This is a genomic window from Natrinema soli, assembly GCF_028618695.1.
Map to the genome: position 1 here is coordinate 1 of NZ_JAQIVI010000783.1, position 6693 is coordinate 6693.

The window sequence follows — 6693 nt, forward strand, 5'->3', positions numbered from 1 at the left end:
CGGGACGCCCGCCTCGTCCGCATGCGCCGTCGGCCGCTCCCCGACGAACAGGAAGTCCGCGCCCACGTCGCCGTAGCCGTGGACGACCTGCGTGCGCGTCTCACAGAGCGCCGGACAGTTTCGACACTCCTCGTCCATGCCGTACGGGTTCGCTCGAGACCGTTGATTCGCGTCCACACTCGTATCTCGGGCGGTAGGCCCAAAAACGACGCGCTGACGGCCGCCGTTCGGCGACCCGAGAGTCGATACGGTTTAGCGACCGAGGCCGCCGCGTTCGTTGACCTCGAGGATGAACTTCACGTTACGGACGATCTCTTCGGGAGAGGTCTCCTCGCCCTCGTCGTAGAGGTCGCTGGTCCGATACAGGATGTTCGCGAGCTGTTTGCGCTCGCTGGAATCGCCGCGAACGTCGTCGGCGATCTCGCGGAGGCGCTCGACGCGCTCGGGATCGGGGTCGAATTCGTCGGCAGCGGCAGTATCTGCTTCACTCTCGTCGGCAGCGGCAGTCTCCGACTCACTCCCGTCGTCACCGTCGGCGGTCATCGATCGGGCGAGGCGGCCTCGTTTCGCCGGCTCTGAGAGATCCCCTGCCGGTGAACGATCCCGGTGTTGTTAGCGACGTTCTCGGTGATCGTCCGCAGGGCGTCGCTGGTGTCGTCGCCGTCTTTCAGCACCGTGGGCTTCCCGCCGTCGCCGCCCTCGCGGACGGCCGGATCGAGCGGGATCGAACCCAGGAAGGGGAGTTCGTGTTCCTCGGCGAATTCCTCGCCGCCGCCGGAGCCGAAGATGTCGTGTTCGCCGCCGCAGTCCGGGCAGGCGAACGTGGACATGTTCTCGGCGATCCCCAGCACGACGGTGTCGTGTTTGGCGAACATCTCGAGGCCCTTCCGGGCGTCGTCCAGCGCGACGTCCTGCGGGGTCGTGACGATGACCGCGCCGGTGACGGGCATGGTCTGGAGCATCGTCAACTGGGTGTCGCCGGTTCCCGGCGGGAGGTCGACGACGAGGTAGTCGAGGTGACCCCACTCGACGTCCTCCGTCAACTGGGTGATGACCTTGTGGACCATCGGACCGCGCCAGATGACGGGATCGTCCTCGCCGGTGAGGAAGGCCATGCTCATCAGCTTCACGCCGTACTTCTCGGGCGGAACGAGGGTCTCGTCCTCGGTGGCCATCGGCGGCTCGTCGGCGTCGACCATCCGCGGCACGTTCGGCCCGTAGACGTCGGCGTCGAAGAGGCCGACGCGGGCACCGAGCTGCGAGAGGCCGGCGGCGAGGTTGACCGCGACGGTCGACTTGCCGACGCCGCCTTTCCCGGAGGCGACGGCGATGACGTTCTTGACGTTCGGCAGTACCTGTTCCTCGCTGGTGAGATCGTCGCGGTCGGGCACGCTCGCGGTGAGATCCGCCTCGAGGCCCTCGGCGGTGAGCACCTCGCGGACCTCGGCGGCGATGTCGCTCTCGCTCGGTGAGTAGGGGGCACCCAGTGCGAGATCGATGTCGACCTGGTCGCCGTCGACGGTGATGTCGTTGACCAGTCCGAGCGACACGATATCGTCGCCGAGTTCCGGATCTTCGACCGTCCGGAGGCGGTCGCGAACGGCGGCTTCGTCCATGTCACTAGCTACTTCCGGGCGTCGAAAAGGGTTGTGTTCGTATTTGGCGTCGCGTCTTTCGGATCGTTCCCGCGGAACCGTCCCGTCTGAGCGGTCAGGTGTGGACACAGTAGTGGAACCCCACCCGCATCCGTTTCGGTGACCGAGCGCCCCGTTAACGGGGTCGGTAGACGGGACACGATCCGCTCGCGGTTCTCCCGCCACACGGTCTCCGTCCCTGTCAAACAGAAATTCATTTAATACGGCTGGCACGCTATCACGACGTATGTCTCGCGGAATTGGTGAATTCGGCCCGCTCCAGGACGTGATTCCGGAGTGGGCGGCGGTCCTCGTCGCGCTCGTCACGCAGTTGGGCGACGTCTGGTTTCTCAGTCTGTTGGTCGGCGCCATCTACTGGTTCGACTCGGCGAGCCGGGAAGACGCAGCCGTGATAATGGGCTGGACGTTCGCGGGACTCGCACTCATCAGCACGCTCAAGCACGTCTTCGCGTTACCGCGTCCCGGCCAACCGTTGGTCCGGATCGAGACGCTGCCGTGGGTAATGCAGCCGCTCTACGAATCCACCGCGATGGCGAGCGGCTACGGGTTTCCGAGCGGCCACGCGTTGATGACGACGATCGTGTACCTGAGCCTGGCACGTCGGCTCTCGATCAGCACCCGTCGGCGACGGGTCGTCGGCGCAGCGCTCCTCATCGCTGCGGTGTGCGTTTCGCGGGTCGTACTCGGCGTACATTATCTCGTTGACGTGACTGCAGGGGTCGCCATCGGTGTCGCGTTTCTGGCCGTCGTCGAACGGCTCCTGACTCGCGTTTCGACCGATCACGGTACGGTCGCGTTCGGCCTCGCGATCGCCATTAGTGCGATCAACCTCGTCGTCGGCGGTATCGATGCCGGTGACATTTCGTTACTCGGCGCGTCTCTCGGCGCGTTCGGGGGCTGGCAACTCGTCGTTCTCGGACAGCGTCTGTTCGCAGTCGACCGGCCATCGAAAGCGGCTCGGCCCCTCCTCCGGCGGGGCGTGCTCGCAGCCGGGGCGCTTAGTCCGTTGCTCATCGCGGTCGACGAGTACCATTTGTTCTCGCGTCCCGCTCGTGGCGGGGCCTTCGGACTCGTCCTCGCGCTGTTCGTCACGATTCCCGTGTTGCGACACTCCGAACGCGCCACCCGCGTCTGGACGGCGCTCGTCTTCTGGGCGACGATGGCGATACACGGGCTCCGATTCCTGCTCTCTCCGAGTACGTGGCGACGCGCGACGATTCTCGGCCGTCGATACACCGTGCGAGTTCATCGATGGATTCGCACGCGGCTGGGATGATCTCCCTCGAGTCGAAGGATCGACGGCGCGCGACAGAAAGAGCCGGCACCGTCGTCGCCGGTCACGCGTCGAAATCGAACCGCGGCCCGCCGTAGGTCGGCGGATCGGGATCGAGCTCCACCCCCTGCTCGAAGCGCACGAAATTGAGATAGAAGGGACGGCCACAGCCCTCGACGGATTCTCCCTCGAGGTCGGTAACGGGGCCGTCCTCGCCACAGAGGAACTCGATCCCGTCGGCCGATTCTCGGTCGGGATCGTCCGGGTTCGCGTACTCCCAGCCCGGCTGTCGGACCGTCGTGACCGATCGGTCCGCCAGGTCCGGGGGACGCTCGAGGCTGACCACGGCGTTGCAGTGCGGACAGGTGTACCGGACGGTAACGGTCATCGGCGGCTCTAGGGGACCCGAGGGCGTAAGCCTGCGGGCATCGACGGAATGTTCGGGTACTCGACCGAAAAGTCGGTCTCGGTACGAGGTCCCGAACCGTTTACCCGATAGCGTCCGCACGGACGGCTATGACCGAGTTCGACCCCGAGAAATTCGAGGAGAAGTACGTCCACTACTTCGCGGAACTCGAGGAGGCCTACTCGAACGCGTATCAACAGTTGCACGGCCAGTACGACTCCGAGGTACTCCGCGCCATCGATCGACAGGTGCTGAGCGAGAGCGAACCCTTCTACGAGGGAAGCGCGGAGCATCGCTCCGCGACCGATTCGAACGGGCACAGCCCGCGAGAACACGACGGCGAGTTCCGCGTCGAACTCCCGGACGATCCGGCGGATCGCGTCGGCGCGGTGGCCGACCACGAGCAGTTCGAGCCCGTCCTCGAGACGTTCGTCGACCGAATCGAGCGCGAACTAGAGCGGATTTTCGGCTTCGACGAGACCGCGTGACGGCGACCCATTGAAGGACGTGCGACAGGACGGTTGCGGGCACCCGGAACACCTTTTGCGCTGACGGGAAACCATGCAAGTATGATCGACGAGACGGCCGAGGAAATCCGAGAGATGCAGACGCACAGTTCCTCGGTGGTCGCTGTCCACGCGGCACAGGCCCTCGAGGAGCTTGTCGAGCGGGAGTTCGCGACCGTCGAGGAGTACGTCCGCGCGCTCGAGCGCAACGGCTCCGTCCTGCGACGGGCGAATCCCTCGCACGCCTCGCTGCAAAACGCCGTCCGGGAGGTCGTCGACGACGTGGCCGAGGCCGAACCCGACAGCGTCGAGGACGCCCGCCGACTCACGAGCGAGAAGATCGACGAGGTCGTCTCGCGGATCGAGTCCGGCAAGCGGCTGGCTGCCGAAAACGCCGTCGAACACCTCGCGGACGGCGCGACGCTGCTGACTCACGACTACTCCTCGACGGTGATCCAGGCCCTCGAGCAGGCCACCGAGGCCGGGAAGACGTTCGAGGTCTACGTCACCGAGGCTCGACCGCGCTATCTTGGGCGCAAGACCGCACGGACGCTCGCCGAGATGGAGGGCGTCGAAACGACGCTGCTCACCGACAGCGCTCACGGGCTCTCCCTCGAGGAGTGCGACCGGGTCGTCGTCGGCATGGACTGCATCGTCGACGAGACGCTGTACAATCGCGTCGGCACCTTCCCGATCGCGTCGACGGCCGCCCGACTGGACGTGCCGGTCACCGTCCTCGGTTCGGCCTCGAAGATCGTCAGCGAAGGGTTCGTCTTCGAAAACGAATTTCGGCCCGGCAGCGAGGTCATGGCCGAACCCGCCGACGGCTTCGACGTGGAAAACCCCGCTTACGACGCGACGCCGGTCGAGTTGCTCGAGAGCGTCATCACGGACGAGGGACGGCAATCGTTCTGAGCGACCGATCGGTCCCCGTTCCCCGGCGATATCGCTCGAGGCAGTGATCGGAACCGTTCGAATAGTCGCGATTTCGAGACAGTCCGTCGCGGGTGGCAACGACCTATCCACGTCGCTCCCGTTTCGGTCGTATGCGTCTCGTACAGGTGTTCGTTCCCCGAGACGAACTGGACCTCGTTATCGAAACGGCGGAGGAAGCCGGCGTCGACTACACCGTCTCCCGAGACACGGATCGCGGCGAGTTCGAGGCGCTCGTTTCGATCCCCGTCCCACCGCCGGCCGTCGAGCCGCTGTTGGAAGCCCTTCGGGCCGCGGGTCTGGACGAGCGATCGTACACGGTCGTCACGGCCGCGGAAACGATCGTCTCGAAGCGAACCGACGAGTTGACCGGCCGGTTTTCGGGAACCAGAATCTCCCGCGAGGAGCTCCGGGCGCGAGCGGCTGATCTCGCACCGGCAGCGTCGACCTATTTCGGCCTGCTGATCGTGAGTACGACGATCGCGACGGCCGGGTTGTTGCTCGACTCGGCGGCGACGATCATCGGTGCGATGGTCGTCGCACCGCTGATGGGACCGGCGCTGGCGGCCAGCGTGGGGGTGATCGTCGACGACGAGTCGCTCGCGACGCGCGGTATCGCGTTACAGGTGATCGGCCTCGCGGCCGCCGTCCTCACGGCAGCGGTGATGGGCTGGGCGCTCAGGGGGACCGTGTTGCTCCCGCCGGGGTTCGATATCACGACGGTCCCGCAGATCCGCGAGCGGATCACGCCCGACTTTCTCGCCCTGTTTCTCGCGCTGGGTTCCGGCGTCGCTGCGGTCATCAGTCTCACGCGAAATGTCGGATCGGTGCTCGTCGGCGTCGCGATCGCCGTCGCGCTCGTTCCGCCCGCAGCCACCGCCGGCCTCGGGATCGCCTGGGGAGATCCACCGGTCGTCCTCACCGCGGGCACGCTCGTCCTCATCAATATGCTCTCGATCAATCTCACCGCGTTGCTCCTGTTATGGCTGTCCGGCTATCGGCCGGAACGAACGGAGTCCGTCGAACGCGTGTACGGTCGGCTCCGCTCGCGCGTCGCGGTGCTTCTCGTCGCGATCGTGATCCTCTCGGTCGTTCTCGGCGGCATCACCTACGGCACGTACCGCACTGCTACGGTCGAACACGACGTCAAAACGGAACTCGAGACGATGAACGAGGCGGAACTCGCGGCCGGCTCCGAACTGCAGTTCCGGGAGACCGCGATCGACTACGAACTCATCGACGTCTACACCGGCGGACGGCCGACGGTCACCGTTCACGTCGATCGACCGCCCGGCGAGGGGCTCCCGGACGACTTCGCCGACGACGTGCGCGACCGCCTCGAGTCGGCGGCCGGCGTCGATCTCGAGGTGATCGTCGAACTGGCGACGACTCTCCGGAGCGGTTGAACCGGGCGAGGTGCTACTCCCGCTTTCCGAACGACCGCGTCGAGCCCTCGGTCGGGCTGGCCCACGAGACCGCGTTCCGAAGGATCCGTCGAATCGCCTCGTTCTCGTAGATCGGATACGTCTCGTGGCCCGGCCGAAAGTAGAAGATTCGACCGTTGCCGCGCCGGTAACAGCAGCCGCTGCGGAACACCTCGCCCCCCTCGAACCAGCTGACGAACACCTGCCGGTCGGGTTCGGGGACGTCGAACGGCTCGCCGTACATCTCCGTCTCGGGGAGTTCGATCGCTTCGTCCAGGCCGTCCGCGATCGGATGTCCGGGATCGACGACCCAGAGCCGTTCGGTGCCGCCGTCCTCGCGGTACTGCAGGCTACAGGAGGTTCCCATGAGGCGCTTGAAGGGCTTCGCGTAGTGGCTCGAGTGCAGCGGGATGAATCCCATCCCCTCGAGGACGCGCTCGCGGACGCGATCGACGACCGCGTCGCTGACCTCGTCGTGCGCCTCGTGGCCCCACCA

Annotated in this window: 8 protein-coding genes and 1 pseudogene; 4 read left to right on the top strand and 5 right to left on the bottom strand. The window is 65.9% G+C overall.

Features of this window, described 5'->3' with window-relative positions:
- From PGX04_RS32350 to PGX04_RS32360, 3 genes and pseudogenes are all read right to left on the bottom strand, one after another.
- Window positions 1–177: pseudogene (locus tag PGX04_RS32350) on the bottom strand (uracil-DNA glycosylase); the annotation flags it as partial.
- 75 nt (window positions 178–252) lie between these two features.
- Window positions 253–543 (bottom strand): DUF7976 family protein, encoded by a 291-nt coding sequence (locus tag PGX04_RS32355; RefSeq protein ID WP_273742226.1) that lies wholly within the window; start codon window positions 541–543, stop codon window positions 253–255.
- Window positions 540–1616 carry an Mrp/NBP35 family ATP-binding protein gene (locus PGX04_RS32360; RefSeq protein WP_273742227.1) on the bottom strand — a complete coding sequence of 359 codons (1077 nt, stop codon included), beginning with the start codon at window positions 1614–1616 and terminating at the stop codon, window positions 540–542. The genes PGX04_RS32355 and PGX04_RS32360 overlap by 4 nt, the downstream gene beginning before the upstream one ends.
- Before the next feature lie 265 nt (window positions 1617–1881).
- On the opposite strand from PGX04_RS32360, the gene PGX04_RS32365 reads away from it, so the two are divergent.
- The gene (locus tag PGX04_RS32365; protein WP_273742228.1) at window positions 1882–2931 is read left to right on the top strand and encodes a phosphatase PAP2 family protein; all 1050 of its coding nucleotides are present in this window, start codon (window positions 1882–1884) and stop codon (window positions 2929–2931) included.
- Between the two features lie 61 nt (window positions 2932–2992).
- Here the strand turns inward: PGX04_RS32365 and PGX04_RS32370 are convergent, their stop codons facing one another.
- A complete protein-coding gene (locus PGX04_RS32370) occupies window positions 2993–3316 on the bottom strand; it encodes a DUF7969 family protein (protein WP_273742229.1) in 324 nt (107 codons plus the stop codon).
- 128 nt (window positions 3317–3444) lie between these two features.
- Between PGX04_RS32370 and PGX04_RS32375 the strand changes: the two genes are divergently transcribed.
- From PGX04_RS32375 to PGX04_RS32385, 3 genes are all read left to right on the top strand, one after another.
- Complete coding sequence (locus tag PGX04_RS32375; RefSeq protein WP_273742230.1) at window positions 3445–3822, top strand: DUF5783 family protein; 378 nt, start codon at window positions 3445–3447, stop codon at window positions 3820–3822.
- 81 nt (window positions 3823–3903) lie between these two features.
- Complete coding sequence (locus tag PGX04_RS32380) at window positions 3904–4755, top strand: eIF2B alpha/beta/delta subunit family protein (protein WP_273742231.1); 852 nt, start codon at window positions 3904–3906, stop codon at window positions 4753–4755.
- A 131-nt stretch (window positions 4756–4886) separates the two neighbouring features.
- Complete coding sequence (locus PGX04_RS32385) at window positions 4887–6179, top strand: TIGR00341 family protein (protein ID WP_273742232.1); 1293 nt, start codon at window positions 4887–4889, stop codon at window positions 6177–6179.
- 13 nt (window positions 6180–6192) lie between these two features.
- On the opposite strand, the gene PGX04_RS32390 is transcribed toward PGX04_RS32385, so the two are convergent.
- A partial coding sequence (locus tag PGX04_RS32390) for a ThuA domain-containing protein (protein WP_273742233.1) occupies window positions 6193–6693 on the bottom strand: 501 nt, incomplete at its 5' end.

Excerpts from the sequence above, each read along its gene's own strand:
- PGX04_RS32365 (WP_273742228.1), top strand. The coding sequence starts at position 1,882 with ATGTCTCGCGGAATTGGTGAATTCGGCCCGCTCCAGGACGTGATTCCG.
- PGX04_RS32380 (WP_273742231.1), top strand. The coding sequence starts at position 3,904 with ATGATCGACGAGACGGCCGAGGAAATCCGAGAGATGCAGACGCACAGT.
- PGX04_RS32360 (WP_273742227.1), bottom strand. The coding sequence starts at position 1,616 with ATGGACGAAGCCGCCGTTCGCGACCGCCTCCGGACGGTCGAAGATCCG.
- PGX04_RS32385 (WP_273742232.1), top strand. The coding sequence starts at position 4,887 with ATGCGTCTCGTACAGGTGTTCGTTCCCCGAGACGAACTGGACCTCGTT.
- PGX04_RS32370 (WP_273742229.1), bottom strand. The coding sequence starts at position 3,316 with ATGACCGTTACCGTCCGGTACACCTGTCCGCACTGCAACGCCGTGGTC.
- PGX04_RS32375 (WP_273742230.1), top strand. The coding sequence starts at position 3,445 with ATGACCGAGTTCGACCCCGAGAAATTCGAGGAGAAGTACGTCCACTAC.
- PGX04_RS32355 (WP_273742226.1), bottom strand. The coding sequence starts at position 543 with ATGACCGCCGACGGTGACGACGGGAGTGAGTCGGAGACTGCCGCTGCC.